The 25,642-nt window shown below is 41.3% G+C and carries 33 protein-coding genes and 2 riboswitches; of the genes, 8 read left to right on the forward strand and 25 right to left on the reverse strand.

Translation table 11 applies throughout. From position 1 onward, the window contains the following. Positions 1 to 8 precede the first annotated feature (8 nt). The 7 genes from spoIIIAB to MHI20_RS05065 form a co-directional block, all read right to left on the reverse strand. The gene (gene spoIIIAB, locus MHI20_RS05035) at positions 9 to 524 is read right to left on the reverse strand and encodes a stage III sporulation protein SpoIIIAB (RefSeq protein WP_340937024.1); all 516 of its coding nucleotides are present in this window, start codon (positions 522 to 524) and stop codon (positions 9 to 11) included. Beyond that, positions 518 to 1,441 carry a stage III sporulation protein AA gene (gene spoIIIAA, locus MHI20_RS05040; RefSeq protein ID WP_024718857.1) on the reverse strand — a complete coding sequence of 308 codons (924 nt, stop codon included), beginning with the start codon at positions 1,439 to 1,441 and terminating at the stop codon, positions 518 to 520. The genes spoIIIAB and spoIIIAA overlap by 7 nt, the downstream gene beginning before the upstream one ends. A gap of 66 nt (positions 1,442 to 1,507) precedes the next feature. Continuing rightward, positions 1,508 to 1,789: a YqhV family protein gene (locus MHI20_RS05045; protein WP_017367580.1), complete on the reverse strand. Its 282-nt coding sequence runs from the start codon at positions 1,787 to 1,789 to the stop codon at positions 1,508 to 1,510. Between the two features lie 375 nt (positions 1,790 to 2,164). Continuing rightward, the gene (gene efp / locus MHI20_RS05050) at positions 2,165 to 2,722 is read right to left on the reverse strand and encodes an elongation factor P (protein WP_007501192.1); all 558 of its coding nucleotides are present in this window, start codon (positions 2,720 to 2,722) and stop codon (positions 2,165 to 2,167) included. Positions 2,723 to 2,747: 25 nt separating this feature from the next. Continuing rightward, positions 2,748 to 3,809, reverse strand: coding sequence for a M24 family metallopeptidase (locus MHI20_RS05055; RefSeq protein WP_007501193.1), 1,062 nt, complete (start codon positions 3,807 to 3,809; stop codon positions 2,748 to 2,750). Next, positions 3,806 to 4,249 (reverse strand): type II 3-dehydroquinate dehydratase, encoded by a 444-nt coding sequence (gene aroQ, locus MHI20_RS05060; protein WP_007501195.1) that lies wholly within the window; start codon positions 4,247 to 4,249, stop codon positions 3,806 to 3,808. Before aroQ ends, MHI20_RS05055 begins: the two co-directional genes overlap by 4 nt. Positions 4,250 to 4,358: 109 nt before the next feature. Continuing rightward, the gene (locus tag MHI20_RS05065) at positions 4,359 to 4,886 is read right to left on the reverse strand and encodes a YqhR family membrane protein (protein WP_057079319.1); all 528 of its coding nucleotides are present in this window, start codon (positions 4,884 to 4,886) and stop codon (positions 4,359 to 4,361) included. Between the two features lie 221 nt (positions 4,887 to 5,107). Between MHI20_RS05065 and MHI20_RS05070 the strand changes: the two genes are divergently transcribed. Both MHI20_RS05070 and MHI20_RS05075 read left to right on the forward strand, forming a co-directional pair. Beyond that, complete coding sequence (locus MHI20_RS05070; protein WP_007501199.1) at positions 5,108 to 6,064, forward strand: DUF1385 domain-containing protein; 957 nt, start codon at positions 5,108 to 5,110, stop codon at positions 6,062 to 6,064. 38 nt (positions 6,065 to 6,102) lie between these two features. Continuing rightward, positions 6,103 to 6,498, forward strand: a complete 396-nt coding sequence (locus MHI20_RS05075) for an SA1362 family protein (protein WP_008342206.1) — start codon at positions 6,103 to 6,105, stop codon at positions 6,496 to 6,498. On the opposite strand, the gene MHI20_RS05080 is transcribed toward MHI20_RS05075, so the two are convergent. From MHI20_RS05080 to MHI20_RS05090, 3 genes are all read right to left on the reverse strand, one after another. Further along, positions 6,495 to 7,370: a patatin-like phospholipase family protein gene (locus MHI20_RS05080; protein ID WP_041091753.1), complete on the reverse strand. Its 876-nt coding sequence runs from the start codon at positions 7,368 to 7,370 to the stop codon at positions 6,495 to 6,497. The two genes, MHI20_RS05075 and MHI20_RS05080, sit on opposite strands and share 4 nt — an antisense overlap. Before the next feature lie 305 nt (positions 7,371 to 7,675). Next, on the reverse strand, positions 7,676 to 8,110 hold the full coding sequence (gene mntR / locus MHI20_RS05085; protein ID WP_003215946.1) for a transcriptional regulator MntR: 435 nt from the start codon (positions 8,108 to 8,110) through the stop codon (positions 7,676 to 7,678). Between the two features lie 85 nt (positions 8,111 to 8,195). Continuing rightward, the gene (locus MHI20_RS05090; RefSeq protein WP_017357972.1) at positions 8,196 to 9,032 is read right to left on the reverse strand and encodes a lipoate--protein ligase family protein; all 837 of its coding nucleotides are present in this window, start codon (positions 9,030 to 9,032) and stop codon (positions 8,196 to 8,198) included. A gap of 219 nt (positions 9,033 to 9,251) precedes the next feature. On the opposite strand from MHI20_RS05090, the gene MHI20_RS05095 reads away from it, so the two are divergent. Beyond that, on the forward strand, positions 9,252 to 9,632 hold the full coding sequence (locus tag MHI20_RS05095) for a rhodanese-like domain-containing protein (protein ID WP_024718853.1): 381 nt from the start codon (positions 9,252 to 9,254) through the stop codon (positions 9,630 to 9,632). A 40-nt stretch (positions 9,633 to 9,672) separates the two neighbouring features. On the opposite strand, the gene gcvPB is transcribed toward MHI20_RS05095, so the two are convergent. From gcvPB to gcvT, 3 genes are read right to left on the reverse strand one after another with little or no spacing between them, the layout of a single operon-like run. After that, positions 9,673 to 11,133, reverse strand: coding sequence for an aminomethyl-transferring glycine dehydrogenase subunit GcvPB (gene gcvPB / locus MHI20_RS05100; protein ID WP_256688506.1), 1,461 nt, complete (start codon positions 11,131 to 11,133; stop codon positions 9,673 to 9,675). After that, entirely contained in the window at positions 11,126 to 12,472 is a 1,347-nt protein-coding gene (gene gcvPA, locus MHI20_RS05105) for an aminomethyl-transferring glycine dehydrogenase subunit GcvPA (protein WP_338703635.1), read from the reverse strand. Before gcvPA ends, gcvPB begins: the two co-directional genes overlap by 8 nt. A 16-nt stretch (positions 12,473 to 12,488) precedes the next feature. Further along, positions 12,489 to 13,586 carry a glycine cleavage system aminomethyltransferase GcvT gene (gcvT, locus tag MHI20_RS05110; RefSeq protein WP_340937041.1) on the reverse strand — a complete coding sequence of 366 codons (1,098 nt, stop codon included), beginning with the start codon at positions 13,584 to 13,586 and terminating at the stop codon, positions 12,489 to 12,491. A 104-nt stretch (positions 13,587 to 13,690) separates the two neighbouring features. After that, a riboswitch (glycine riboswitch) is annotated at positions 13,691 to 13,786 on the reverse strand. Positions 13,787 to 13,789: 3 nt separating this feature from the next. Next, positions 13,790 to 13,897, reverse strand: a riboswitch (glycine riboswitch). A 250-nt stretch (positions 13,898 to 14,147) separates the two neighbouring features. On the opposite strand from gcvT, the gene MHI20_RS05115 reads away from it, so the two are divergent. From MHI20_RS05115 to sinR, 4 genes are all read left to right on the forward strand, one after another. Further along, positions 14,148 to 15,818: a DEAD/DEAH box helicase gene (locus MHI20_RS05115; protein WP_340937043.1), complete on the forward strand. Its 1,671-nt coding sequence runs from the start codon at positions 14,148 to 14,150 to the stop codon at positions 15,816 to 15,818. 14 nt (positions 15,819 to 15,832) lie between these two features. Next, positions 15,833 to 16,630 carry a YqhG family protein gene (locus tag MHI20_RS05120; RefSeq protein WP_007501215.1) on the forward strand — a complete coding sequence of 266 codons (798 nt, stop codon included), beginning with the start codon at positions 15,833 to 15,835 and terminating at the stop codon, positions 16,628 to 16,630. Positions 16,631 to 16,814: 184 nt separating this feature from the next. Beyond that, positions 16,815 to 16,979 carry an anti-repressor SinI family protein gene (locus MHI20_RS05125; RefSeq protein ID WP_008342197.1) on the forward strand — a complete coding sequence of 55 codons (165 nt, stop codon included), beginning with the start codon at positions 16,815 to 16,817 and terminating at the stop codon, positions 16,977 to 16,979. 33 nt (positions 16,980 to 17,012) lie between these two features. Further along, positions 17,013 to 17,348 carry a transcriptional regulator SinR gene (gene sinR / locus MHI20_RS05130; RefSeq protein WP_017357978.1) on the forward strand — a complete coding sequence of 112 codons (336 nt, stop codon included), beginning with the start codon at positions 17,013 to 17,015 and terminating at the stop codon, positions 17,346 to 17,348. 67 nt (positions 17,349 to 17,415) lie between these two features. Here sinR and tasA read toward each other — a convergent pair whose 3' ends face one another. The 3 genes from tasA to tapA are packed head-to-tail and all read right to left on the reverse strand — an operon-like array spanning position 17,416 to position 19,424. Next, positions 17,416 to 18,216, reverse strand: coding sequence for a biofilm matrix protein TasA (gene tasA, locus MHI20_RS05135; protein WP_008342195.1), 801 nt, complete (start codon positions 18,214 to 18,216; stop codon positions 17,416 to 17,418). 58 nt (positions 18,217 to 18,274) lie between these two features. Beyond that, the gene (gene sipW / locus MHI20_RS05140) at positions 18,275 to 18,847 is read right to left on the reverse strand and encodes a signal peptidase I SipW (protein ID WP_058336655.1); all 573 of its coding nucleotides are present in this window, start codon (positions 18,845 to 18,847) and stop codon (positions 18,275 to 18,277) included. A gap of 49 nt (positions 18,848 to 18,896) precedes the next feature. Beyond that, on the reverse strand, positions 18,897 to 19,424 hold the full coding sequence (tapA, locus tag MHI20_RS05145) for an amyloid fiber anchoring/assembly protein TapA (protein ID WP_146271109.1): 528 nt from the start codon (positions 19,422 to 19,424) through the stop codon (positions 18,897 to 18,899). Between the two features lie 252 nt (positions 19,425 to 19,676). On the opposite strand from tapA, the gene MHI20_RS05150 reads away from it, so the two are divergent. Continuing rightward, positions 19,677 to 20,003, forward strand: a complete 327-nt coding sequence (locus MHI20_RS05150; protein WP_045034370.1) for a DUF3889 domain-containing protein — start codon at positions 19,677 to 19,679, stop codon at positions 20,001 to 20,003. A 34-nt stretch (positions 20,004 to 20,037) separates the two neighbouring features. Here the strand turns inward: MHI20_RS05150 and MHI20_RS05155 are convergent, their stop codons facing one another. From MHI20_RS05155 to MHI20_RS05195, 9 genes are all read right to left on the reverse strand, one after another. After that, on the reverse strand, positions 20,038 to 20,232 hold the full coding sequence (locus MHI20_RS05155) for a YqzE family protein (protein ID WP_008342191.1): 195 nt from the start codon (positions 20,230 to 20,232) through the stop codon (positions 20,038 to 20,040). 60 nt (positions 20,233 to 20,292) lie between these two features. Beyond that, positions 20,293 to 20,676 (reverse strand): competence type IV pilus minor pilin ComGG, encoded by a 384-nt coding sequence (locus MHI20_RS05160; RefSeq protein ID WP_041506958.1) that lies wholly within the window; start codon positions 20,674 to 20,676, stop codon positions 20,293 to 20,295. After that, positions 20,673 to 21,170 (reverse strand): competence type IV pilus minor pilin ComGF, encoded by a 498-nt coding sequence (comGF, locus tag MHI20_RS05165; protein WP_041506957.1) that lies wholly within the window; start codon positions 21,168 to 21,170, stop codon positions 20,673 to 20,675. The genes MHI20_RS05160 and comGF overlap by 4 nt, the downstream gene beginning before the upstream one ends. Continuing rightward, entirely contained in the window at positions 21,112 to 21,426 is a 315-nt protein-coding gene (gene comGE / locus MHI20_RS05170; protein ID WP_041506956.1) for a competence type IV pilus minor pilin ComGE, read from the reverse strand. Before comGE ends, comGF begins: the two co-directional genes overlap by 59 nt. Further along, complete coding sequence (comGD, locus tag MHI20_RS05175) at positions 21,410 to 21,856, reverse strand: competence type IV pilus minor pilin ComGD (RefSeq protein WP_041506955.1); 447 nt, start codon at positions 21,854 to 21,856, stop codon at positions 21,410 to 21,412. The genes comGE and comGD overlap by 17 nt, the downstream gene beginning before the upstream one ends. Continuing rightward, the gene (comGC, locus tag MHI20_RS05180) at positions 21,849 to 22,142 is read right to left on the reverse strand and encodes a competence type IV pilus major pilin ComGC (RefSeq protein ID WP_008342186.1); all 294 of its coding nucleotides are present in this window, start codon (positions 22,140 to 22,142) and stop codon (positions 21,849 to 21,851) included. The genes comGD and comGC overlap by 8 nt, the downstream gene beginning before the upstream one ends. 16 nt (positions 22,143 to 22,158) lie before the next feature. Continuing rightward, entirely contained in the window at positions 22,159 to 23,199 is a 1,041-nt protein-coding gene (gene comGB / locus MHI20_RS05185; protein WP_041506954.1) for a competence type IV pilus assembly protein ComGB, read from the reverse strand. Beyond that, on the reverse strand, positions 23,180 to 24,250 hold the full coding sequence (gene comGA / locus MHI20_RS05190) for a competence type IV pilus ATPase ComGA (RefSeq protein ID WP_024718839.1): 1,071 nt from the start codon (positions 24,248 to 24,250) through the stop codon (positions 23,180 to 23,182). Before comGA ends, comGB begins: the two co-directional genes overlap by 20 nt. 456 nt (positions 24,251 to 24,706) lie before the next feature. Next, entirely contained in the window at positions 24,707 to 25,579 is an 873-nt protein-coding gene (locus MHI20_RS05195) for an STAS domain-containing protein (RefSeq protein WP_041506953.1), read from the reverse strand. Between the last annotated feature and the right edge of the window lie 63 nt (positions 25,580 to 25,642).

The raw sequence follows: 25,642 nt of genomic DNA on the forward strand, positions 1-25,642 counted from the left end.
CCTTCCTCTCACATCAATAACAGAATCAGTAGTAACCCACTTAGAAAACCAAGACTTCTCACCATTTTTTCATTTTTCGCTTGGGCAACTTCAGCTTCTTTTTCCTCTGATTCCAAATGGCCTAAAGCTAGCTTGATATATTTTTGTTGAGCCGTCACATCATGCTGACCAAGGGTTTCTCCAAAGTGCTTCAGCGCCTCATATTCGCCTTTTTTTAATACGGTTTTTTTCCATACATCCTCTAGACTTTCATTCCATGCATGCCTCGCAGAAAAGGTTCCGACGTTGAGTTTTTCTGCAAATTGTTCAAATAGCCGATTCACAGGCGGTCCTACTTGGGACGCAATTTGCTCAGCAGCTCTAGCTAAAGGTGTTTGACCATACATAATTTCAGCTTCAAGAGATTGGAGTGCAAACCGGAGCTGGCGGATTTGCTTTGGCCGATCACTGTACCGCTTCGCAAACTCGAATCCTCCCCATGTCGTAGCCGCAACAATGAAAATAGCACCAATAAGCTTTAACATACGTCCACTCCCCGCCTCCGCTTCAGCTCTTGTCCCTCTTGGTCAAATATCCGTCCGATCGTGCCAGGCCCTTTTTCTCTATTTAATTCCACATATCGATCAAACACACGAAGCTGCCATAACGGTTCAAATGATGGCCGTTTAGATAAGTCTTCAAGAGAATACCCATGAGCTGAGACGATAATGGTGACTCCAGCATGGATTGCTTCTAACAGTGCCTGTACATCTTCACTTTTTCCGATTTCATCGACAATGATGACTTCTGGGCTCATGGATCTGATCATCATCATTAACCCTTCAGCCTTTGGGCACGCATCAAGTACATCAATCCGGTGCCCAAAAGAATGCTGCGGCACTCCTCTTATACAACCTGCGATTTCAGAGCGTTCATCTACAATCCCTGTTTTTCTAGGAGAAATGGCTGTTGTTCCTGTACTGACAAGACGGGCTAGATCACGCAGCAATGTCGTTTTCCCGGTTTGCGGCGGACCTATAATCAGTGTGTTACACCAATGTTTTTCATATAAATAAGGGAGAAACGGCAGAGCAATTCCGATCTTCTCTTTTGCGATACGAATATTAAATGAAGAAATATCTCTTAAGCCTTTGACGAATCCATTTTCGACGATGACCTTTCCAGCAAGCCCAACCCGATGTCCGCCAGATATGGTGATATAGCCCTGTTTTAACTCTTCCTCCAGTGTGTACATGCTGTAATTACTGAGCCTGCCTAATAGCTGAGCCGCATCTTCACCTGTTGTATAATAGGAAAGAAAGCGGGGTTTTCCTCCTTGCATCAGCTCAATTGGGCGATCGGTGCGAATGCGGATTTCTTCTATTTGCGCCCACTCTGCTTCTTTTAACATGCTGAGTTCTTGTCCAATTGAGTGCGGGAGAATATCCAACAAACTCCGCAACGAATTCCCCTCCTTTTTTTCTTCTCTAAAATGTATGATGCATGCCGTTAATTATGCCAAGCCATTTCACTTATAAATTCCAACAAGAATAAATACGACACCAATGAAAATAAACACAAGCTTCGCATAGGATAACTGCCCTGCAATTTGGTAGATTCCAATCGTCATCGTAATAATAAAAATGAGCGGCCCGATGATCGCTAATATACTATTGATGACAACCGCTTTACGCACATCATTTGTCACTAAAATGAGGATGGCGGCCGTCAGTTCAATCGCGGCAGATAAAAACCTCATCCCTGCCATGGCAGCGACTGATGGGTGTATACCCGGGAGAAATTGTTTCATATAGAACCTCCAGCTTTTTTTACACTATATGCTTCACTAGCTAGAAGTAGTCTTGTTTTTCAAAAGGAAGAGAGATGGATGAGAGAATAGAGTAAGGGGTGTCATAACGAGGCGTCCTATTTTTCAAATAAAAAAAGACTGTAAACACGAGGTTTACAGTCTCAGATAGTTGACAAAGGGATAAAATGAACTTGATTTTATCCCTTTGTCTTCTTTTCAGCGTGATAGAAAACCTTTGCAGTCTAGGAAGAACGAGTACTGGCGCGGAGCGAATTTGACATTCGTGAGCACCAGCACGCAGGACTGACAAAGAATGCGAGGGTTTGCCTACACGCTGAGACTGTAAACACGAGGTTTACAGTCTCTCTCCGTTCATTACGCTCTTGAAACGTATGAACCGTCAGATGTATTGATCACTAGTTTATCACCTTGGTTCACAAAGAAAGGAACGTTCACGATTAAACCAGTTTCTGTTTTTGCAGGTTTTGATCCACCTGATGTCGTATCACCTTTAATACCAGGCTCTGTTTCTACTACTTCTAGTTCTACAGTGTTTGGAAGTTCTACTCCAAGTGTTTCATCACCGTACATGACGATTTGAACAGACATATTTTCAAGCAAATATTTCAGCTCATCTTTGATTTGCGCTTCGCTTAGTTCAAGTTGTTCGTATGAGCTTGTATCCATGAATACATGCTGATCGCCATTTGCATATAAATATTGCATTGTTTTTGTTTCAATTTGAGCTTTCGCTACTTTTTCACCCGCACGGAATGTTTTCTCTTGAATCGCACCTGTACGCAGGTTACGCAGTTTCGAACGGACAAACGCTGCGCCTTTTCCTGGTTTTACGTGTTGGAAATCCACTACACGCCAAATACCGCCGTCCACTTCAATTGTCAGGCCTGTACGAAAATCGTTTACTGAAATCATTTTGTCATCCTCCTACATTTCACCATCATAATATGATAAGTTCTTTCGGTGAGTGGGTCAATCGTTTATTGCCGTCAGCTGTCAGGACAATATCATCCTCAATTCTCACGCCGCCGACATCCGGCAAGTAAATGCCTGGTTCAACTGTCACAACCATTCCCTCTTCTAACACGACATCTGAGCGTGAGGAAAGGCCAGGTGCTTCATGTACTTCCATACCAAGACCATGTCCAGTCGAATGCCCGAAGTATTGACCGTAGCCATACTTTTCAATGATGTCTCGTGTGATGCGATCAGCTTCTTTTCCTGTTAAGCCTGGCTTGATTTTATCCACACCAGCGTTTTCTGCTTCTAATACGATATGATAAATTTCCTTTAATTTGTCGCTTGGTGTTCCTACAGCAATGGTTCTTGTCATGTCTGAACAATAGCCTTTATAGTAGGCACCGAAATCCAGTGTCACCAAGTCGCCAGATTCAATCACCTTTTCGCTCGCTCTCCCGTGTGGCAGGCTTGAACGAACGCCAGAGGCAACAATCATATCGAATGAAGATCCTTCTGCCCCTTCTTTTCTCATGAAAAATTCAAGCTCGTTCATGACCGCAATTTCTGTCAGGCCCGGCTTGATGTACGTGAGAATATGATCAAAGGCATGATCTGCAATCTTCGCAGCTTCCTCTAATATCTTAATCTCTTCATTAGACTTAATCAAGCGCAACTTTTCAACTGATTCCGAGACTGGAACAAGCTCGATACCGCTTGCTTTCCCCGAGTACTGCTGGTAGGTGGCAAATGTCATATGGTTTTGTTCAAAACCAAGACGTTTCACCCCAAATTCGTTTGCCGTTTGGACAGCAGTTTCCACAATGTTTCCTTTATGTTCAATGATGTCATAGCCCTTTACTTGATCCTTGGCTTGCTCCGTGTAACGGAAATCCGTAATAAAGGCGGCTCGATCCTTTGAAACGATGGCAAGACCGGCTGATCCAGTAAAACTCGTCATATAATGTAAATTAAAGCTGCTCGTAATCACTAAACCATCTATGTCTAATTCGGCTAAAAGTTTTCTTAGTTTTTCAAGTTTCATGATACTGCTCCCCCTTCACTGACTAAATAACGAATCGCCAATTTATATCCTTCTAAACCAAGTCCAACGATTTGACCTTGGCATACTGGAGCAAGAACCGAATGATGGCGGAATTCCTCTCTCTTATGAACATTTGTGATATGTACTTCGATGACAGGTAACGTAATACTTGCAATGGCATCTCTCAGTGCATAGCTATAGTGGGTAAAAGCACCCGGGTTAAACACGACGCCATCGTACTGATCTTCTGCTTCATGGAGCGCATCGACCAGATCTCCCTCGTGATTCGATTGAAAGAACGTTAATTGAATATTTGCTCTTTCTGCAAACTGAAACAAATCCGTTTCTAAATCTGTTAGTGTTTTACTTCCATAAACTCCTGGCTCTCTCTTGCCGAGCCTATTTAAGTTGGGCCCATTCAGCACTAGAAAATGAGGCATATGACCACTCCTTCACCCTAATTCACTCTATATCGATGTCTGTTTCTTTTTCCTTAGAAACCTTTCGTTTCCAAAAATAATTTTATCATATGAATGGTGGATTTACACTTTATTCTGTCTTTTTCCCGAGTGCCCTTGCAAGCTTCTGACTCGTTAATTCATTGTATTCAAATGAAATACTGTATCCGACAAACATGCCATATAAAATATATAGGCAAAATGTCGTCACAATGGTGCTTTGCTGCAAATCTTGCACTTGCTTCACATCGGGGAATATAGGATTAAATACATAAAAAACAAGCAGCCATAAAATCGCGCCATAGATCAGCCCCATCCAAAAACCTTTGATCCGTTTGAGCAGTCCATAATAAATAAAGGCTGCTCCAATAGATAAAATCCCTAAAAGTACAATACTCATAAATGTACCAAGTCCGCCTTTTTTCCATTCACCAAGCACAAATGGCTGCAACAGCATATTTGGACTCACCTCTGAAAAATGAAACATATGGGTCAGAAATCCGATAAAGCCCCAAAAAACTCCGCCGGCAAAACCTGTGGCTGCTGCCCTTGCCACCATTGAAGACGTTTGTACTGATTGGTTTTTTTCTTCTTGGTTTTTCTTTTCATCACGTTTCATATGAACACCTCCAGCAAGTAGTATGTCCAAAATGTCATGAAAAAAAAGGATTTCCGTGCGAGAGTGTAAAATTTTTATAACAGGGTATACTGGCTAAAAAGAGGTAGATAGAATTCTAGTAGATAATCGACCTGTGAGCTAGTGATTTCCCCTCTTTTCCTGTACAATAAAGGTATAAGGAAATGCATGTAAATTACAGGAAACAGGCAGGTTGATGAAATATGTCCAATCAAACAAAACCTCCAGCATATGGAGGGCAGGCAGTTGTGGAAGGTGTGATGTTCGGAGGTAAAAAGAACTATGTGACAGCGATCCGGCGTAAGGATCAGTCCATTGAGTTTTTAAAGCTTCCCCGAACCTCCAATAAACGAACCGCCTTTCTTAAGAAAATCCCTTTTGTCAGGGGTGTTGCTGCACTTGTTGAAGCAAGCGCAAACGGCAGTAAGCACTTAAACTTCTCCAGCGAGCGCTATGACTTAGATCCTTCTGAAGATCATTCTCTTGAAAAAGAACAAAAAAGCTCGAAATTATCAATGATCTTTGGCATTGCGGTGATCGGAGTTCTCTCTCTTCTTTTTAGTAAATTTGTCTTTACTTTAGTGCCTGTCTTTTTAGCCGAACTTGTGCGTCCGGTGTTTTCTGGAAACTTCGCACAAATTGCAGTGGAAACGTTCTTTAAATTGATCCTGTTATTAGGCTATATTTACTTTATTTCCATGACCCCTTTAATTAAAAGGGTATTTCAATATCATGGGGCAGAACATAAAGTCATAAACTGCTATGAACAGAATCTTGACATCACAGTGGAAAATGTCCAAAGCCAATCTCGCCTGCATTATCGATGCGGCAGCAGCTTTATTTTATTCACTGTCATTGTCGGCATGTTCGTCTATTTACTCGTACCGACAGATCCTTTATGGGTGAGAGTTCTGAATCGCTTGGCGCTTATTCCGGTTGTTCTGGGCATTTCATTTGAAGTGCTTCAGCTCACAAACAAACTCCGTGACGTGCCAGTGCTTAAAGTGCTTGGCTATCCTGGCCTTTGGCTGCAATTGCTCACAACAAAAGAACCCTCTGATGATCAAGTCGAGGTAGCCATTGCAAGTTTTAATGAACTTCTTCGTTTAGAGGAAGCATCTGCGAAACAAGCATCAGATTCTGCTCATCAAGTGATCTAGTTTATAAATCCGGTAAATTCTTTCGGAGGTGGACAGTTATGAATCGCCGAGTACATCCTGCTTTTACCATTATTTTCGCTTTAGGTGTTTTGGGATTTGTGTATTTACTCACAACGAATCCAAGCAGACTCTTTACAATGCTGCTATCAGTTGTGATCATTGGAGCGGTTATGTTTTTCCTATTTAGATGGCTGATGAATCGAAGAACTGGAACAGAAGGAAATCTTTATCGTAAAGCAGTCAAACAATCAAAACGTCGCTACCAGCAGCCTAAACCAAAAACGAAAAGCCAGATGAAAAACCGGGTCACTCATTTGCGAAGCGTGCCGACTGACCACAAGTCTAAGCCCGTCCTTCTCAAAAAGAAAAGCCAAACACATTTGACAGTCATTGAAGGCAAGAAAAACAAAAAGAAAAATCGCGCCTTATTTTAAAATGTCCAGCTCTTTAAAAATTGCTCGGCCTTCTGTCTGCCTAGATCGACGAGCGCCTTTTTCTTTTCTGTCATGAGATGAAAATCAGTGGCAATGACGTGTTCTACAGGGATAAAAATAATATGACGTTCGTGTTTTGTGGCAATATGTCTTTCGTCATGAGCACCACGCATCGTTTCAAATAGAGCGCCAAACAGTTCAAACGCATTGCGGATGGAATGTTGAGGGCGTTCTTTTTCGTTTGGCGTTAATGTGACACCGACAAACGGTCTTTTTTTCTCTTCAGCAAAAAGCCAAATCGGAAAGTTGCTGAGCACGCCGCCATCCACGATGGTACAAATTCCTTTTGAAGACCTCAGTTTGACAGGTTCGAAAAAATACGGCAGACTGCAGCTCATCCGAATGGCTCTGGCGACAGAAAACCGTTCTGGATTTAACCCATAGGAAGGAAGGTCATCTGGAAGGACAAGGATTTTGCCATTTGTTAAATCAGAAGCGACGATTTTGAGCGTATCTTTTTTCAGATCCCCGAATACGGTGACGCCTTTTCGTTTTAACACGTCCGTCAGCCATTTTTCTAGACGGTCACCTTTGTAAAGGCCAAGACGCCAATAAATAGACACCCACCTGAGCATTTTAAACGGGATGAATTGACACCTTCGATCAAGCAATTGATGCTCATCCATTTCGTCTAACAGCTCCCGAATCTCCTGACTCGTAAAACCCGCTGCGATGAGTGAAGCAATGATCGCTCCCGCACTTGTTCCAGCGAGACGGACAAATTGAAATCCTCTTGCTTCAAGCGCTTCATAGGCGCCTGCAAGTGCTGCACCCTTAATGCCTCCACCTGAGAACACACCATCTATCTTCATCAAGGAGCCCCCTTTTCTGTCACACTATTAATAGTGTAGGAGCATTTGCCTTTCATTAGAACTATATTCAAAAAGGACACCCTTCGCCAGGTGTCCTTTCAGCGTGTAGACAAACCCTCGCATTCGGTGTCAGTCCTGCGCTCCGGTGCTCACGAATGTCAAATTCGCTCCGCTCCGATGCTCGTCCTTCCTAGACTGCAAAGGTTTTCTTTCACGCTGAAAAGAAGACAAAGAGCTAAAATAAAGTACATTTTACCCCTTTGTCAACAATTTAAAAGGACACCCTTCGCCAGGTGTCCTTTTTCTTAAGATTCTTGATTTGTTTGTTCGTTTTTCTTTTGAATCGCTTTCAGCTGAACGGATCGCTCATCGTTTTCTTCAAAGAATTGGACGAGGTCGCCGATGCGGTCAATGCTGTTCCAGCTGAGATGATGCTCAATACCTTCTACATCATCATAAATTTTCTCTTCATCTACACCAATGATTCTTAAAAATTGCTCTAGCAGTTCATGTCTGTATACGAGACGTTTTCCAATTTTTTTGCCTTTCGGGGTTAAAATTAGACCACGATATTTCTCATAAATGAGGTATTCATCTTTATCTAGCTTCTGAACCATTTTTGTTACAGAGGAGGGATGGACAGCGAGGGCTTCTGCAATATCAGATACTCTTGCATATCCTTTTTCTTCTATCAGCATATAAATTTGTTCAATATAATCTTCCATACTAGGTGTAGTCATAAAACCCCTCCAAAATGCACCTTTACTTAATAATCATAACAATTCTACACCATCGCCCATTAAAAAACAAGAAGAGTCCTTCGTCTTAACGCTTGTAATTCCAATCATCTGTGGCGTATTTCGTTTTGGCGAGGTGATGAACAAATGCCAACTCTTCATCTGTCAGCTCATAAGGCACAAGCTCGATATTTAATCCTTTTTCAAACCCTCGTTTAAATGCAACACGCGCATCGTCTATCGTACATGTTCGATCTGAAATTTCATTGATCGCCACCGCTTTGTTTTTAAAGCTACGCTGCATCCGCTCTCTCACCCGGTCGTTTGGATACAGAAATAAATCAAACAATTTGTCCTCATCAAGATCAATTAAAATCGAGCCATGCTGGAGGATCACACCTTTTTGTCTTGTTTGCGCACTGCCTGCTACTTTTCTGCCTTCTACGACAAGCTCGTACCATGAAGGCGCATCAAAACATACAGACGATCTTGGATTTTTTAAGCTTTCTTTTTCTTTTTCTGTACGAGGAATGGCAAAATACGCATCGAGTCCCAGTTCTTTAAAGCCCTCTAAAATCCCTTCTGAAATGACGCGGTATGCCTCTGTCACCGTCGCCGGCATCTCTGGGTGCTCTTCTGACACGATCACACTGTAAGTCAATTCCTGATCATGAAGAACGCCGCGACCTCCTGTAGGCCTGCGGACAAATCCAAGACCATAGCGCTCAACCGCTTCCATGTTGATTTCTTTTTCAACATGTTGAAAATATCCAACAGATAATGTCGCTGGATTCCAACCATAAAAACGGATCACAGGCGGGATCAGCTTCTCGCTATGCCAATAAAGCAAGGCTTCGTCCATGGCCATGTTAAAGGCAGGGTCTTGGTTTCCTGTATCAATGAAACACCATTTCTCTTTTTGCATATAAAATCCCTTCTCTTTTACGTAGTCAATGTTAGATAATGGTGGTGACCACCGATTTTCTCTCTTCATCAGTCTATCAAATAGGGAAGGAATTGAAAATAATTCTTACCATTTATGATGACAAGTTTCTTTTGCTTTACTATAATAGTATTTGTCTAAAACGTACCATCAGACAGGTGACTGTGCTGATGCTCAAGAAGGAGTCGAGTCGTATTGCCAATATTCAACTATATCGTCCTCTCACTTTGTGGACTTTTCGTTCTTTATTCCATCGGCAGTTACATTTATCAGCAGCGCATAATGAAAACGCTGACGGAAGCAGAATTTATCAAAGGTTACCGCAAAGCCCAACTCATTGATGTGAGAGAACCAAATGAGTTTGAAGGTGGACATATTTTAGGCGCAAGAAACATTCCCCTTTCACAATTAAAGCAGCGCAAAAATGAAATACGCCCTGACAAGCCTGTTTATCTCTATTGCCAAAATAATTTGAGAAGCGGAAAAGCTGCTCAAACGTTACGTAAAAATGGCTGTCGTGAGATTTATAATTTAAAGGGCGGCTTTAAAAAATGGGGCGGCCGCATTAAAACAAAGAACTAACAAAAAAGACTCTGGGAGCTAAATGCCCCCATGAGTCTTTTTATTTTCTTTCAAAAACCAGCACTGGATTCCGTGCAGCCTTTGTTTCATCCATTCGTTTCACAACGGTTGTATGTGGTGCTTCCTGTACGATTTCTGGGTTCTCTTCCGCTTCTTTTGCAATTTGAATCATCGCTTCAATAAATGCATCAAGGGTTTCTTTTGATTCTGTTTCAGTTGGTTCAATCATGATACATTCCTCTACATTTAGCGGGAAGTAAATCGTTGGCGGATGATAGCCAAAATCAAGTAATCGTTTGGCAATATCAAGTGTCCGCACACCTAGTTTCTTTTGACGTTTACCTGAAAGGACAAATTCATGCTTACAGTGGCGGTCAAATGGCAAATCATAATGAGCACATAAGCGGCGCATCATATAGTTTGCATTCAACACCGCATGATCCGTTACAGCCTTTAAGCCGTCTGGTCCCATAGAGCGGATATACGCATACGCTCTGACATTGATGCCAAAGTTGCCATAGAACGGTTTCACACGGCCGATGGATTCTGGACGATCGTAATCAAAGAAATAACGACCTTCTTTCTTCACAAGCACTGGCTTTGGCAAATATGGAATCAAATCCTTTTTCACGCCAACTGGACCTGAACCAGGGCCTCCTCCTCCGTGTGGACCTGTAAAGGTTTTATGAAGATTTAAGTGAACCACATCAAATCCCATATCCCCCGGTCTTGCTCTGCTTAATACAGCATTTAAGTTCGCTCCATCATAATAAAGCTTCCCGCCTGCTCCGTGGACGATTTCAGCCATTTCTAAAATATTTTCTTCAAAAAGGCCGAGTGTATTTGGATTTGTGAGCATGAGAGCCGCCGTTTCTTCATTGACAACACGGCGCAGGTCGTCTAAATCGACAAGCCCATGTTCATTAGATGCCACCGTAATCGTTTCAAATCCTGCTACTGTTGCAGATGCGGGATTTGTTCCATGAGCAGAATCAGGCACGATGACTTTTGTTCGTTTAAGATCTCCTCTTGCTTCATGGTATGCACGAATCATCATGAGCCCCGTCCATTCGCCATGTGCTCCTGCCGCAGGCTGTAATGTCACGGCGTCCATTCCTGTAATTTCTTCTAAATGGTCACCTAAATCATAAAGTAACTCTAATGCACCTTGCACAGTGTCTGCCTCTTGAAGTGGATGCACGTTCGAGAAACCTGCAAGACGTGCCACCTTTTCGTTAATCTTTGGATTATATTTCATCGTACAAGAGCCTAGAGGATAAAAGCCAGAATCGACCCCGTGATTACGCCTAGATAATGCTGTGTAGTGACGCATAATATCCAGTTCAGAAACCTCTGGCAGCTCCGCATCTTCATGGCGGATATACGTTTCATCAAATAAATTTGGGAGCTTCTCCTCAGGTACGTCTAAATCAGGCAGGCTGTAACCAATTCTTCCTTCTTTGGATAATTCAAAAATAAGCGGCTGATCTTGTTTATTCATGACGATCCCCCAATTCCTTGATGAACGTATCAATTTCTTCTTTTGTTCTTAGTTCTGTCACAGCGACGAGCATATGCTGCTGAAGCTCTGGATAATCCCGTCCCAAGTCATATCCGCCGATGATTCCTTTTTTAAGCAATCGCTCATTCGCTTCTTTCACAGGTTCATTCAGTTTCAACACAAATTCATTAAAATGAGCACCCTCTATTTCAGCCTGTAACCCATGTTTTTCTGCCTGCGTCTTGGCATAATGGGCCTTTTGTACGTTTTGATAGGCAATGTCTTTGATGCCTGTTTTCCCAAGCGCCGTCATCGCAACAGAAGCGGCTAACGCATTTAATGCTTGGTTTGAACAAATATTTGAAGTCGCTTTGTCTCTTCGGATATGCTGCTCGCGCGCTTGAAGGGTCAGCACAAATCCTCGCACCCCGTTCTCGTCTTCTGTTTGCCCGACTAAACGCCCCGGCACTTTCCGCATTAATTTTTTCGTCACAGCGAAATATCCACAATGAGGTCCGCCAAATGCAGCTGGAATGCCAAATGGCTGCGCATCACCAACGACAATATCTGCCCCAAGCTTTCCTGGTGGTGTCAGTAAACCAAGTGCAAGCGGGTTACTTGAGACGACGAATAAACTTTTCCCTTTATGCGCAATCGGTTCAATGTCCTTTAATGGTTCAACAACACCGAAGAAGTTTGGGTATTGTACAAGGACCGCTGCTGTTTCGTCGCAGACGGCTTCTTCTAATGCAGCTAGATCGGTCTGACCTTTTCGCGCAGGTACCTCGACGACTTCAATATGCTGTCCTTTCGCATATGTTTTCAGCACCGCTCTTGATTCAGGATGAACCGTCTCAGATACCACAATCTTTTTCTTTTTTGTATGTCCTGCTGCCAGCATCGCCGCTTCAGCTAATGCCGTTCCGCCATCATACATCGAGGAGTTGGCAAGATCCATGCCAGTCAGCTCAGCGATCATTGTTTGAAATTCAAAGATTGCTTGCAATTCACCTTGAGAAATTTCAGGCTGATAAGGTGTGTACGCTGTATAAAATTCAGAACGTGAAATCACATGGTCGACAATCACAGGCTGGTAATGATCATACACACCAGCACCTAAAAACGAGGCATAAGCCACTGTATCTTTATTTTTTGCAGCAAGACGAGACAATTCCCGCACTAGCTCTGTTTCAGATGCGGCTTCTTTGATGTTGTACGCACCTTTGAATCTGACTTTCTCTGGGATATCTGAGAAAAGCTCATCAATTGACTGAACACCGATGACATCCAGCATTTCTTTTTGATCTTGCTCTGTTTGCGGCAAATACCTGTGCTTCATCCTCTATTCCTCCTCGTTATTTGGCTCTTTTATAAAATGGTGTAGCGACGATTTTGGCTTTTAGACGTTTTTTACGAACTTGCACTTCCACTTCTGTCCCAAGCTGCGCCTCTGATGTTTCAATCAAGGCAAGCCCAATATTTTTCTTTAATGTTGGAGATTGTGTACCGGTTGTGACTACACCAATCTGCTTATCTCCTGAGAAGACCGGATAGTCTGTCCGCGGAATCCCCTTATCTATCATTTCAATCCCGACAAGCTTTCGCTTCGGTCCTTCTTCTTTTTGTTTTTTAAGTGCATCTTTTCCGATAAAATCTGCTTCTTTATCCGTTTTAACAGCAAAACCAATGCCGCCTTCTAAAGGAGAAATATCCTTCGTGAGCTCTTGGCCATAAAGCGGGAGTCTTGCTTCAAATCTTAAGGTGTCACGTGCACCGAGTCCACATGGGATCAGTCCTTTCGGCAGTCCGGCTTCTAATAAAGCGGTCCAAAGGTGAACAGCATCTTCTGACTGGCAGTAGATTTCAAAGCCATCTTCTCCTGTGTAGCCGGTTCTTGATACAAGCACCTCTTTTTGCGCAATTATCGCTTTTGATAAAAACGTAAATGGCTTCAGTGATGTTACCTCTTCATCCGCAACATCTTTGATGATGTCAGCAGCAAGAGGTCCTTGAAGGGCTAACAAGGCGGTTTGATCAGAGACATTTTTAATGAAAACGTCTTCCTCACCTTGCTGTTTCAGCAGCCACTCCACATCTTTTTCAATATTTGAAGCATTGATCACAAGCAAATAGTTGTTCTTTTCTTTTTGGTAGACAAGCAGATCATCCACCGTTCCGCCATCTTCATAACACATGGCTGTATATAGTGCCTTACCGTCTGTCAGCTTTGACAGATCATTGGTTAATAACCTTTGTAAAAAAGGAAGGGCTCCCTGACCTGTGACTTCCACCTCACCCATGTGAGACACGTCAAACAGCCCTGCTTTTGTTCGAACAGCTTCATGTTCTTCTTTAATGGAAGAAAATTGGACAGGTAATTCCCAGCCCCCGAAGTCAATGGTTTTTGCGCCAAACGTTTCATACGCATGAAAAAGCGGTGTTCGTTTCAACATCAATCGTTTCCCCCTTTTTTCTTACAGTGCACATCACAAGCTGAATTTTCAGAAAAAAATCACAGCAAAAAAGGACAGAGCGCTCCCTTTTATCAAAAAGAAGTCTCTGTCCTTGCACCTGAAAGTTTACAGCACAACATCATTGTGCGTTTTCCCCTTTGGTGGTTTGCTAAAAATCGCTGCGCAAACACTCTCCAGAGTTGCGTCCGGTAAGAGTACTTTTGCCTGAGAGATTCACTGAACCAATTCAGCTTGCTCCTTCGGCGCCTGTCAGTACAAAATAACCGCTAGGTCTCTCCCCATACCATCATCCGCTCATATTCTTCACCTTTATTGGACATACTATCAAAATGGGTGACTTATTCTCTAGATCACTTACCAACATCCTACCATTAGAAATGGATGAAGAGCAACAGAAAAATCATTAACATTTTTAAAATAATCATTCATTATCGTTCGCTTTTATTGATATATAACATCTTTTAAATCGCTATGAAAAAATGAAGCGTTTAAAAACAGAACGATTTTATCATCACTCTACCAGAAAGGCAGGCGGTCACATTGAATATTCAAACGATATTTGATCAAAAATGGGCAAGTGAATTTCAAAAGCGGCTTACAGCAGACGGTCCCTGGGCGAATTGGGATATGTACCGTTTAGCAGCACAAGTACAAAAAGTGACAGCCATTGATTCATTTGAAGGACTGCAAGCACCTGCGCACCTGCCTGCATTTACTCCTTTAAAACACCAGCTCGAAGTCGCTAGAAGAGTCGTAGAAGAGATGAATGGGAAAGCCATTTTAGCAGATGAAGTGGGTCTTGGAAAAACCGTTGAAGCAGGACTGATTATCAAAGAATACATGATTCGCGGACTTGCCAAGAAGATTCTCATTCTCGTACCCGCCTCCCTTGTGTCCCAATGGGTACAAGAACTGCGAACGAAATTTTACATAGATGCTGTCGAGCAAAAGAAGAGCTATGTGTGGGAGCAGTGCGATGTTGTGGTTTCCTCAATTGATACAGCCAAAAGACAGCCACATCGAGACACGATCTTATCCATCTCCTACGATATGGTCATTATTGATGAAGCACACAAACTGAAAAACAACAAAACGAAAAACTATGAGTTTGTGAGAAATTTGAATAAAAAGTTCTGCCTGCTGCTCACAGCCACACCTATCCAAAATCGAATAGGAGAAATTTTTAATCTCGTTTCTCTGTTGAAGCCAGGCCATTTAGGTAATGAAACACAGTTTAAAGACCTCTTTGCCAAAAAAGACCTTCAACTTGAGGACCATGACCGGCTAAAACAGTTAGTCAATAAAGTGATGATTCGGAACCGGCGACAAGACACTGGCATCGAATGGTCAAAGCGGCATGTAAAGACGATTTCTATTGATTTCTCCCCGACAGAACAAGCACTATATGATGAAATTTGTAAGTTAAAAGAAAACCCTTCCTATACGAAGCACATGTTTTCAATTATGACCTTAGAACGAGAATGCTGTTCGAGTCGTGAGGCCGTCTATATGACCATTAAAAAAATGAAAGAAGAGGAAAAACACATTCTAGGTGCTTCTGCGATGATGCACATCATGGAGAAAATCAACCAGGTAGAACAAAATTCTAAAGCACTTGAAGTCGTTAAACTCATTCAACAATTAAATGAAAAAGTCATTATCTTCACTGAATACCGTGCGACACAAATTTATTTACAATGGTTTCTCCAACAAAACGGCATCAGTTCGGTTCCTTTTCGAGGCGGGTTTAAACGGAGTAAAAAAGACTGGATGAAAGATTTATTTAGAGAGCGGGCGCAAGTGCTCATTGCGACAGAAGCAGGCGGCGAAGGGATCAACCTTCAGTTTTGCAACCAAATCATCAACTACGACCTTCCGTGGAACCCAATGCGCTTGGAACAAAGAATTGGACGTATTCACCGGCTCGGTCAAGAGCGGGATGTCCACATTTACAATATGGCAACTAGCGGGACAGTCGAAGAACATATTTTAAAACTTTTATATGAAAAAATTCAGCTGTTTGAAAACGTCATTGGTGATCTAGATGATATTTTAACCCGAATTGATATCCAAGATGCTGAAACAGAATTGCATCAAATTCTCTTCCAACACGAGTCTGACGTAGACATGAAAAAGAAATTAACCCAATTTGCTTCCTATTTAACAGAAGCACAAACACCGCTTTTAGAAGAAAGACAGCAAGGTTCATAAAGGAGAGTTGACCAATGGAGCAGCGCGAGATTCACACATTTCTTCTCCGTTTCTTTCAGGCAAATCAATGCGACATACTTGAAGAAAGTGCAGGGCACCTAACCGTACAGCTGACAATCGAAATGGATAAATTGATCATGAACCGTCCTTTTTATTGGCATTGGCTCGAAAAAACGGGAGGCGTACCTGAGCCGCGGCAATTGACTTTGATCACCGATCAAAAAAAAGCTGATGACTCGGTCGAAGGAGAATTTGTCCACTTCGGCTCCCCTCGTTTATTCCAAATATTCGAGGTTGTGAAACAGCAAGGCCGTTTTATTCGGCTGTACGAAAAAGTCAGACCGCTCACAAACAGCCAGATCGCACTGGAGCCGTGGCTTGGTCTCAATGTCAAAATATCCTATCTGGCAGACCGTAAAAAAGACAAACTGCTGTCTCTTGGACTGCATCTAATACGCGGAGAAGTCATCGAACAATTTCAAGAGAAGCTGGAAGCGCGTGAGCTATCGTCTCAAATTCCTGATTATTGCTTCACAATGAGTACGATGATTAAGCCAGAGAGCGGCGTCAAACGGCTTTACAGCCTGATGGAACGTTATGCCAATGAAGAGCCGGATGATTGGGCGGTAAGAGCTGTTCAAAAGTGGAAAGAAGACTCGGAACTTTTAAACCAATTTTATGAAGGGACTTCAGACACATCTGTAGAATATGAAATAGAAAGACAAGCACTTAAAACTTTATACGAACCAAAAATCAGTCTTACGATTGAAAATGGCGGACTTTTTTACTTACAGCAAAAAAGAGGAGGCTGACTTAGCGAGTCTCCCTCCCTTTCATGTGATATCAAATTTTCGATCAATCAAAAGCAACGTTTGTCTGTTTGTATTGGGCGGAAACATGACGCAAGCAATCTATGAAGTCTTATCACCTGTGTTTTTCCATTTCATGCGTTAAGTGCCTGAAATACACGATTCAGTATTTTAGGAGGGTATTTGTATGGAAAAGAAAACGAAGTTATTAGACAGTGAATGGGTTCAATTATTACGCGAAGCGCGCAAAGCAGGACTAACAGTAGAAGAAGTCCGTCATTTTCTCAAATCACGCGAAAAGTCCTCTGAGTCTCCCCCTATGGCAAGAAGTCATTCTATCAAACCTTTCTGAATGTGCTATAATATCGAAAGGAAGGTGATGACATTGATTGGCCAGCGTATTAAACAATACCGCAATGAAAAAGGCTACTCACTATCAGAACTGGCCGAAAAGGCTGGGGTAGCGAAGTCTTATTTAAGTTCAATAGAAAGAAACTTGCAAACAAACCCCTCCATTCAATTTCTTGAAAAAGTCTCCGCTGTTCTGGACGTCTCGGTTCATACACTGTTAAACGAAAATGATGAAACCGAATACGATGGTCAATTAGATAGTGAATGGGAAAAACTAGTTCGAGATGCAATGACATCAGGGGTTTCGAAAAAGCAATTTCGTGAATTTTTAGATTATCAAATCTGGAAAAAAAAGCAAGAAGAGGAGTAATGCGCATATTTTAGCGCATACTCCTCCAATTGCTATGCAGATCTTGTTATCAGTCTAAAGACTGACTTTATTTTTTATCTTCGCTGTGTGCTTTTTCGTTTTCTTTCACGTAGCCTTTTTCATCCGTATGCTTTTTTGGATTGATCGTTAAACCATTCCACTGAGTCGCTTCGAAGGAAAGATCAACTTGAATCGCATCGCCTTGGTATTTATTTTGGATATAGTTACCCGCTTTATCCTTCGTCTGGTCATTGACAAATTCAATGATCATTTCCATTTTATCGTAATCAAACGGATTCTTTGGAATGCCGTCATACTCTGGAGCTGTTGATCCATCAACAGTGGCAACATTAATTTTACCACTTTCATGTAAAAACTTCTCATCGACGGCATGACGAAGCTTTTCAAATGCGGTCTGATCCTGCTTTGACGTTAATAGATGCAGGTCAAGCAGGTTTGCATGGTCTAAAATAATATTTTTCGGGTATCCATTCCCACCTTCGGCTCCAACCGTTAGAACACTCACCTGAAATTGGCTGAGGAATTCTTCAGCTGTATTCTTCCCGCCATTCTTCGCTGATGTTCCATCTTGAAACTGGCTATAATCAAGACTCATCAGCACTTGATTAATTGCAAGAGACCCTTTATTTTCAAAATTAAATTCCTTCTTTATACGGTCACCGGGTTTTATGTTCGCAAGGTTGATGGCGCCGGAATTCTCTTTTGCAGATAGATTCAGCTCTCCTGTAGAGTAGACCGCGTTTGCCGTCTCAACATCATTAAATGCAGCCCACGTTCCCCCGCCAATTAAAGCAAGACCTAACGCTCCCGATAAAACACCTAAACGAATTGATTTTTTCATTGCCATGATTGAACCCCCTAATAAATTGTTTTATTGAAACCTGATTTAGGTTACAAACGAAAATTTATGCTTGTTCCTCTGACATGTGTAACTCAGCCGTATGTCTTCGATGTTTGGCAGCACCAACAAAATGAATGGTTGAATAAACAAGCAGCATCACCCCTGGAATAATGAGCAAAAGAGCGGTCCCAGCAGAAGTTCCTGCATACGAAAGAAGCTTTCCTGCATAAGGAATGTTCACGCCCGTATACTGCGCAGTCACTTGATTCGCTTTGACGAGCGTGCCGTCTTGATACATATTGTGGTCTCCTTTTGTCTCAAAGGCTTTATTTACTCCTTTTCCTTTCACCCCAACAATGCGGTGAGTCACAAAGGATTGGTCTTGCTTCGTTTGAAACGTAATAATATCCCCTTTTTTGAGTGTTTCAGGTGAGGTGACATGTTTCACAATAATCAATGAACCAGTCGAAAATTCCGGTTCCATTGATCCAGATAATACTTGCTTGAACTCATAACCAAAGATCTGAGGATCTCCGCCTGTTGTCCTTGATGACAACACGACAATAATACACACAATCATCATCGTGAAGACCAGCGCGTAAAGAATACTCCCAGACATTTTCATCCACTTTTTCATACCTTTCTCCCCTTTACATATCATGTTTCATTCAGCAGGCAAACCCTATTTAGGACGCCTTTTCTTGACAATTCGAAAGCTGCATATGTTGAGACGTAAAGAATGGCTTTTCAGAACCACCAAACCCTTTAGGATAATAGATTTTAAACACATAGATTCCATTTGTTTTTGCTTTAACTGCCGTGACAGTCGTCATTTCTTCTGATGAGAGGGACTGTATAGCACCTTTTTCAATAACATGGCCATCTTGTAATGGCATCTGAACACTCTCTACTTTATGTAGTTCCCACTTCCATTCAGAGTGCGCGATGGGTTGTCCAATATTTTTTAGTGACATGCTCAGCTTTTGAGGCGCACAGACTGTCCCCTCAATGATCGTTTGATCGATCAGTTTCAAATGACTTCTATCCCATTTCTTTGGCTGGCAATGCTGATCTGTCTCTTCGAAATTTTCACATGTTTTCATGACAAAATTCGAATGCTCGACATCGTTAAAAGAAGCGTTAGTAGACGTAATAAAAAAAGAAGTGAAAATCAAACAAATAGCACAAAATAGTACAAAGAGCGGCTGTTTCATTGAATCTTTCAACTCCTTGAACAATTGTTCTTTAAAAAGAACGATTACACTCAGTATAAGGAATTACCTATAAAATCCAAAACGTCAAATTAGTCCATTTTGTTCTTAAACAAGAACATTACCGAGAAAATTCTTCCATTTTCTCATTCTTTCGCCATATTCAATATTTTTTTCTGTGACATTTGTACTTCTTAAAAATTTACATAAAAGTGCAGGATTTGGTCAGGATAATAATTGGTGAGGTGATGTTAGTTGAAATATGGAAGAATCATGATCATGCTCAGTTTACTGTTAAGCCCTTTAATCCAAAGCGCCCATCTAGCTGAGGCAAAAGGAATCACTGCTGCCGCAGATCAATGGGAAATAAGGGCAGTCAAAGAAGCAAAAAAACGGTATCCGTTAGCACATGTTTTATTCAAACAAAAAGTGTGGGATCGGCACCGGGAGAAAGAATCCGTGAAGCAATATCATATTACGTTGAAAGATCAGGCCAAAGAATTTGGGGTATATGTCACCATTTCCTATAACCCTTACTCGAACAAGGTCAATAAAGTCATTGTTGTGGAAGAATACAGCTAAAATGGCATGAAAAAAACCGCCTGCTGGCGGCTTTTTACTTTTGTCGATGACGTTGACGTTTTTTTAGCATCATTGAGAAGCCAAAAGGCAGAACACCGAATAAACGCTGAGAAAATGGTGGTTTTGTCTCCATTTTTTCCTGTTTATGTTCTTTCCGCTCGTCACGTGGTGTATTCATATATTTAATGATTTCCTGCGTCATATATTTTACATAATCATTTGTCTTCATCGAACACTCACCTCTTCTTCCTTAAAGTGTTACCAAGAAGAGTACCGTTTTATACACTCGCTAATAAGTGCTGATCCATTGATTGATTTCTCCTGTCTCCTTATTCATCTCTAGTTCTCGCTCATCAGTTACACCACCCTTTGTCTCGATGTTAACCAAGAGGCGGACTAGCTTTTTTCTGTCATCGCACCCAATTCGCTTCAACGTCACTCGACCTTCTTCTGTGACAATTGGGCTCAATGGCTGATCACAAATACGATTTAATTTGTTTGCAGCTTCATTTAGTCCCATTCGAAATAACTGCTGTTTTTGATAAAAAGAAATCGTGAGCTCTGCACTTTTCAACTCTTTTTGAAACCCAATGGTCATCGAGCCTAGAATCAATAAAAATAAAAGTATGACAGTAAGTACGTGGGGATAAATAAACCCGTCTTCTCTTTTCACGTTTTAGGAATCACTCCTTTGTAAGTGAAAAAAACAGCTTCATGTACTTGACCAAATACATCTGTGACTTGGAGAGTGGTGGTTTGCTCTTTTGTTCTTACATAGAATTGTTTCACCTTTTGTAATAAAGGGAGATGACCTGCCTGATCCGTTCGTTTACGAAGCATCTCTTGATACGGCTCAATCGTCACCACTCGCCCTTGATTTGAAATATACTCCAGTGCTGTTCCATTTTTCACCGCTCTTACAGCGACAGCACAATTTAGCTCCTCCTCTAATTGCAGGACCGTTTGTTTCCACTCCATTTGCGAAAATTTGTTGATTTCTGCAAACGGATGAGCTTTTTCAACAATTGATAAAAGCAGCATGCAGCCAAAAGAAAGCAGCAAAAATAGCTGCAATTGCCATATTGCTTGAGCGAGTGTAAAGCCTTGTTCATCGCTCCAAATGTCGAAAGCAAAGCGTCTTCTTTTTTTGTACTTTGTATGAAACACATCCCTTCTCCTGACCCCAAATGAATTCATATGTGATCTCGCCTCGTTTCTTTGGACTTGATTCATTTTGACCTTCTATAAAAGCTTTATTCATATACTCGTGTAAGATTTGATAAGCTTCCAGTTTAGCCCTTAATTCTTCTTTCCCAATTGTCAGTTTTTCAAAGGATGGCACGAGCACAAGAGCAGCAAATAGAAAGAGGTGGCAAGAAAAGAGCATCTCAAACGTACTAAATCCTTTATTGTTTCTGAACATGAATCCGCCCGCTCCCTAAGTAAATCGTGAGTTTATATATTTGACTGCCAAATTGAACAATGAGAGAACCGCCGCTATTTGGATGTCCGTTTTTATTAAAGTGAAGGCCTTTTTGAAATGTAGATTGCTTGATGGTGCCTTTTTTGTGTGGATTAGAAGTAATGATCTGCTCACTATTCTGTTCGATGACTTGATAAGATACATCGTGCGGGTGAAACTCAACAGTTACTCGTGTTTTTTTAATAAATGCAGTATAAGATGCCAATTGAAGATCTTGTTTTAGCAAGTTCACTTGCTTTTTTGCTTCAGCACTTTCTAATATATTGGGCACTTTTCCACCTATTATCGATAATAAGATAGAGAAAATCATGACGATCAAGAGCTGTTCAATGAGTGTAAATCCTTTCTCCTGGAAAAGCGATTTATTCATTTTTCACATCGCCGTTTTGAATGAAAATTGCTTTTCCATTCGGACAAGTTAATCCTTTTTTGACATAGCCTTCTTTTTCTAATTCAGCTAAAGATGGCGTCTTGCCGTCATGCTCTAATTCATATGCCATTACCTGTGTACTCACCATTGATTTCAGCCCTTCACAGCCCTTTGCTTGAATGCTTTGATGATGCCGAGTGATATTTGGAATGGTGATCAATAAAAGAATGGAGATCACAAGCATGACAATTAACATTTCTAACAGTGTAAATCCTTTATCATTCATGCCTTAGTCCTCCTTTTCACACTTGTTCCATTAGTTGATACATTGGTAAAAGAATAGATAAATACACAATGAGTATAAGAAATGCTGTTAAGCCATAGATGACAGGTTGCAGCCATGAAACCCATTTTTCAATTTTTAATTCTGCATTCTCTAAAAGAAATTGACTATATGTGTACATCTCTCTTGCTAGCATCCCACTTGCTTCCCCATGCTTAATGACAGCCGCAAAATGCCTTTCGAAAAAAGGAGACCGGCTTATTTGATGTTCCATACTCTCACCTTTTCTTAACTCCCCTATCATTTGTTCAGACATTTCTTGAAGGAAGGGTAAATAGGTCTGCTGTTTAAAAGCTTGCAAACTTTCGTAAATCGATAACCCAGCTTGAAGAAGTCCGCTTAGCTGAAGGGAAAAAAGATACGTATGCATCAGCTGCACCCCTTTAAATACCACCGGTAGCCTGCTGATGACTTTCAGTTTCTCAAGGGTCGATTTTTTCTTAAAAAAGAGCTCATAATATCCAAAAAGACAGATACATATACAACCGATCATGAGCAGCAAAGCGTGTAGGAATTGGAAGAGGCCAAACATCCCTTGAATCAGCCATGTCATGCTTGTATTCATAGATGAATATAATAAAGAAAATTGAGGGACGATCATTTGCTGAACAATGATGAGCACAACAAAAACCGTAAACATAAGAAAAATCGGATATCGTAACATACGCTTGAATGTGTCAACCTGCATGATTTTTTTCTCTAGAAAACGGGCGCTTTGTTCAAGAGCTCGCGCTAGGCTGCCATGTTTCTCTGAAAAACAAAGAATAGCGACGGCTTCCCGCTGAAAATGAAGTCGCTCAAGTACAACGTAAAAAGGCTCCCCTTCAAGCAGCCACTGAATGCCTGGCGTTAATCGCTGTTGCTGTTTTTTTGATAACTGAATATTCACCATCGTTAATGCCTCAACCAATGTATATCCAGCTTGAATCAATTGAGCCAGTTTCGATAAGAATTCAGCTTGTTCTTTTTTAGACCATGCTTTAGAGGTTCGCTTCTTCATAAACCCAGCGATGATATGTGCTTTTTGATAAATAGCCGAGTGCCACTCCTTTCCGAATTAACCTTTGCAGTGTTTCGTATGACGAATGAGCGTATTCTCCTTTTGCCTCTTTGATACACTCACCAAGCTCCTTTCCGTAAAGCAATTCAAATACATTTGTTCGTCTGACTGGCCGATTTAGTTTGCAATAAAGCTCACACGTTTCGCCGCAAAATGGACATGCGAGTTCGATTAACCGCTGAGCAGCAATGGCAACCATTGTTTGTTCGAGTTCATTCATCGTCACACCAAATTCGAGCATTCGATAAAGAGCTCCTTTTGCATTCTTTGCGTGCAGTGTGCTCATGACTAAATGACCTGTCAAAGCTGCTCTAATAGCTGTTCTCGCTGTTTCTGCATCTCTTATTTCTCCAAGCACAATCATATCTGGATCATGTCTTAAAATAGCGCGTAAACCTGCCGCATACGTGATACCAGCTTTTTCATTTACTTGAACCTGCAACACTTCTTCATTTCTTGTTTCCACAGGATCTTCAAGGGTAATAATATTCCGATTAAAATGTTTTTTGGCAAACTGAATCAATGAATAAAGTGTTGTCGTTTTCCCTGAATTTGTTGGTCCTGTAAATAAAATGAGCCCATGCGAATGATTCAGAAACGATAATAATCTCGCTGAAGCCTTCGGGAACAGTGACAAATACTTTGTTTTCGGCACATGATCCTGCGGTAAAATCCGAATCACTAGACTTTCATCATTTACAGTTGGTAGTGTAGAGAGCCGAACAAACACTTGACCGCGTCTTAGCATCACAGCCAATGATCCATTTTGTGGTCTCCTTCTTTCACCAATATCCATAGAAGATAAAAATTTGAAATGAGCAATGAGCCGCTCTCCGCTCTTTTTGTCAATGATCCGCTGCTGAATGAGGTCAGCGTCTACACGAAAAGAGACTGAAGCTTCCTTTTCTCTCGGAACAATATGCACATCAGATGCTCTCATGCGGCACGCCTCTTCTAGCAGCTCTTGCCCCAAATATTCAATACCATACAAGTGGTTCACTCCTTTCAGTGACCATATTGTATGATGGCGCAACGTGCCTGACAAAAGCGTATTTCATGGTTTTCATGACTGAAAAGGTGTGAAAATGTTCAATTTGAGGTGTATTTCATCTATAAATAACAGAAGCACATATCAAAAAATTTGACTTTTACAACAACGGGTTCCGTTCAGAGGAGAAAATAAAAAAGAAGTGCTATTGGCACCTCTTTTTATGATCATTTCATTTGGTTCTTTCATTATGGATGATCTGTTACAAGGAGGTGTCTCCAAATTTAATCCTCCTTAATAGATTACTGATTTGAAGATAAAGAATATCCTTTCGTGTCTGATTTATGGGTAAAAAAAGAGACCAAATCTGTATGCGAATTGGTCATCTCATTCATATGCTCATTATATTGTTTCTCCTTGTCAACGGACCCGTTACTTTTACTAGTAACTTTTTTTGGTTCACGTTGCTTCTTGCTGCTGCTCTTCAAAGATACGAAAGCCTCTTTTTTCTAAAGCTTTTGCAAGGCTGTGTTCAGTATTTACTTTTGAGAAATCAATGCCGAGTTTCACTACAGTTTGAGCGATTTCTGGGCGAATGCCTGATATAATCGTCTCAATTCCTAGCAACTTCGCACTATCAACCACTTTAAACAGCTGATAAGCAACCATCGTATCAACAACGGGAACGCCAGATATATCAATAAATAAATGGGTTAGACGCAGTCTAGATGCCTGTTCTAGTACTGATTCCAAAATGATTTTCGCCCTGTACGTATCAATTTCACCAATCAGCGGCAAAATACCGATCTCTTTTGAAACTGGAATAACAGGCGCACTAAGCTCTTGAATCATTTCTCTTTGTGCATTAAGCTGATTGATTGTCACGCGGTCATACTCTTCTGATAAACGTGCAATCATGTCATCAAATGTGGCGTGAAAATGCTGATTCCAATCGCACACATCTTTGAGTGTCACTTCAAGCTCCGTATGTTGTGTAAAGGTCTCAATTCTGGAACAAAAAATGTGGCGGAACACCTTAAATTGTCCGATGATTTCATATAAAGGTACTTCATGAACAGCTCGATCGCGGGCAATATCAACTGACCACTTTTTTAGATGGTCTTCTACTTTATCTGATAGCGTGACTAACGTTGCTGCAATCGTTTGGATAAATGCTGTGTTTTGTTCTTTCAGCTTCTTTTCTGTCTCCTCTGAAGCATGTTTGGAATATAATGAGCCTTCTTCTGTTCTTGTTTTCAGCCATTCTTCGGTCATGACAGGGGCTTCTTTAAGAATAAATTCATATAATTGCTCAGATTTTTCATTTTTCATTTCTGTCGTTCGCTCCTTTTTCACTTACAACTAGTGACAACCAACTTTTATGTATAAATGACC

Source organism: Bacillus sp. FSL K6-1106, from assembly GCF_038005245.1.
Taxonomy (GTDB): Bacteria; Bacillota; Bacilli; order Bacillales; family Bacillaceae; genus Bacillus; species Bacillus altitudinis.

Excerpts from the sequence above, each read along its gene's own strand:
- MHI20_RS05155 (WP_008342191.1), bottom strand. The coding sequence starts at position 20,232 with ATGAAGACAAATGATTATGTAAAATATATGACGCAGGAAATCATTAAA.
- mntR (WP_003215946.1), bottom strand. The coding sequence starts at position 8,110 with ATGACTACACCTAGTATGGAAGATTATATTGAACAAATTTATATGCTG.
- gcvPA (WP_338703635.1), bottom strand. The coding sequence starts at position 12,472 with ATGAAGCACAGGTATTTGCCGCAAACAGAGCAAGATCAAAAAGAAATG.
- sipW (WP_058336655.1), bottom strand. The coding sequence starts at position 18,847 with ATGAAAAAGTGGATGAAAATGTCTGGGAGTATTCTTTACGCGCTGGTC.
- MHI20_RS05075 (WP_008342206.1), top strand. The coding sequence starts at position 6,103 with ATGAATCGCCGAGTACATCCTGCTTTTACCATTATTTTCGCTTTAGGT.
- MHI20_RS05120 (WP_007501215.1), top strand. The coding sequence starts at position 15,833 with ATGGAGCAGCGCGAGATTCACACATTTCTTCTCCGTTTCTTTCAGGCA.
- MHI20_RS05070 (WP_007501199.1), top strand. The coding sequence starts at position 5,108 with ATGTCCAATCAAACAAAACCTCCAGCATATGGAGGGCAGGCAGTTGTG.
- MHI20_RS05080 (WP_041091753.1), bottom strand. The coding sequence starts at position 7,370 with ATGAAGATAGATGGTGTGTTCTCAGGTGGAGGCATTAAGGGTGCAGCA.
- comGE (WP_041506956.1), bottom strand. The coding sequence starts at position 21,426 with ATGTTCAGAAACAATAAAGGATTTAGTACGTTTGAGATGCTCTTTTCT.
- tasA (WP_008342195.1), bottom strand. The coding sequence starts at position 18,216 with ATGGCAATGAAAAAATCAATTCGTTTAGGTGTTTTATCGGGAGCGTTA.
- comGC (WP_008342186.1), bottom strand. The coding sequence starts at position 22,142 with ATGAATGATAAAGGATTTACACTGTTAGAAATGTTAATTGTCATGCTT.
- MHI20_RS05125 (WP_008342197.1), top strand. The coding sequence starts at position 16,815 with ATGGAAAAGAAAACGAAGTTATTAGACAGTGAATGGGTTCAATTATTA.
- MHI20_RS05090 (WP_017357972.1), bottom strand. The coding sequence starts at position 9,032 with ATGCAAAAAGAGAAATGGTGTTTCATTGATACAGGAAACCAAGACCCT.
- gcvPB (WP_256688506.1), bottom strand. The coding sequence starts at position 11,133 with ATGAATAAACAAGATCAGCCGCTTATTTTTGAATTATCCAAAGAAGGA.
- MHI20_RS05195 (WP_041506953.1), bottom strand. The coding sequence starts at position 25,579 with ATGAAAAATGAAAAATCTGAGCAATTATATGAATTTATTCTTAAAGAA.
- comGD (WP_041506955.1), bottom strand. The coding sequence starts at position 21,856 with ATGAATAAATCGCTTTTCCAGGAGAAAGGATTTACACTCATTGAACAG.
- MHI20_RS05065 (WP_057079319.1), bottom strand. The coding sequence starts at position 4,886 with ATGAAACGTGATGAAAAGAAAAACCAAGAAGAAAAAAACCAATCAGTA.
- MHI20_RS05055 (WP_007501193.1), bottom strand. The coding sequence starts at position 3,809 with ATGAAACTTGAAAAACTAAGAAAACTTTTAGCCGAATTAGACATAGAT.
- MHI20_RS05045 (WP_017367580.1), bottom strand. The coding sequence starts at position 1,789 with ATGAAACAATTTCTCCCGGGTATACACCCATCAGTCGCTGCCATGGCA.
- comGB (WP_041506954.1), bottom strand. The coding sequence starts at position 23,199 with ATGAAGAAGCGAACCTCTAAAGCATGGTCTAAAAAAGAACAAGCTGAA.
- spoIIIAB (WP_340937024.1), bottom strand. The coding sequence starts at position 524 with ATGTTAAAGCTTATTGGTGCTATTTTCATTGTTGCGGCTACGACATGG.
- tapA (WP_146271109.1), bottom strand. The coding sequence starts at position 19,424 with ATGAAACAGCCGCTCTTTGTACTATTTTGTGCTATTTGTTTGATTTTC.
- aroQ (WP_007501195.1), bottom strand. The coding sequence starts at position 4,249 with ATGCCTCATTTTCTAGTGCTGAATGGGCCCAACTTAAATAGGCTCGGC.
- gcvT (WP_340937041.1), bottom strand. The coding sequence starts at position 13,586 with ATGTTGAAACGAACACCGCTTTTTCATGCGTATGAAACGTTTGGCGCA.
- efp (WP_007501192.1), bottom strand. The coding sequence starts at position 2,722 with ATGATTTCAGTAAACGATTTTCGTACAGGCCTGACAATTGAAGTGGAC.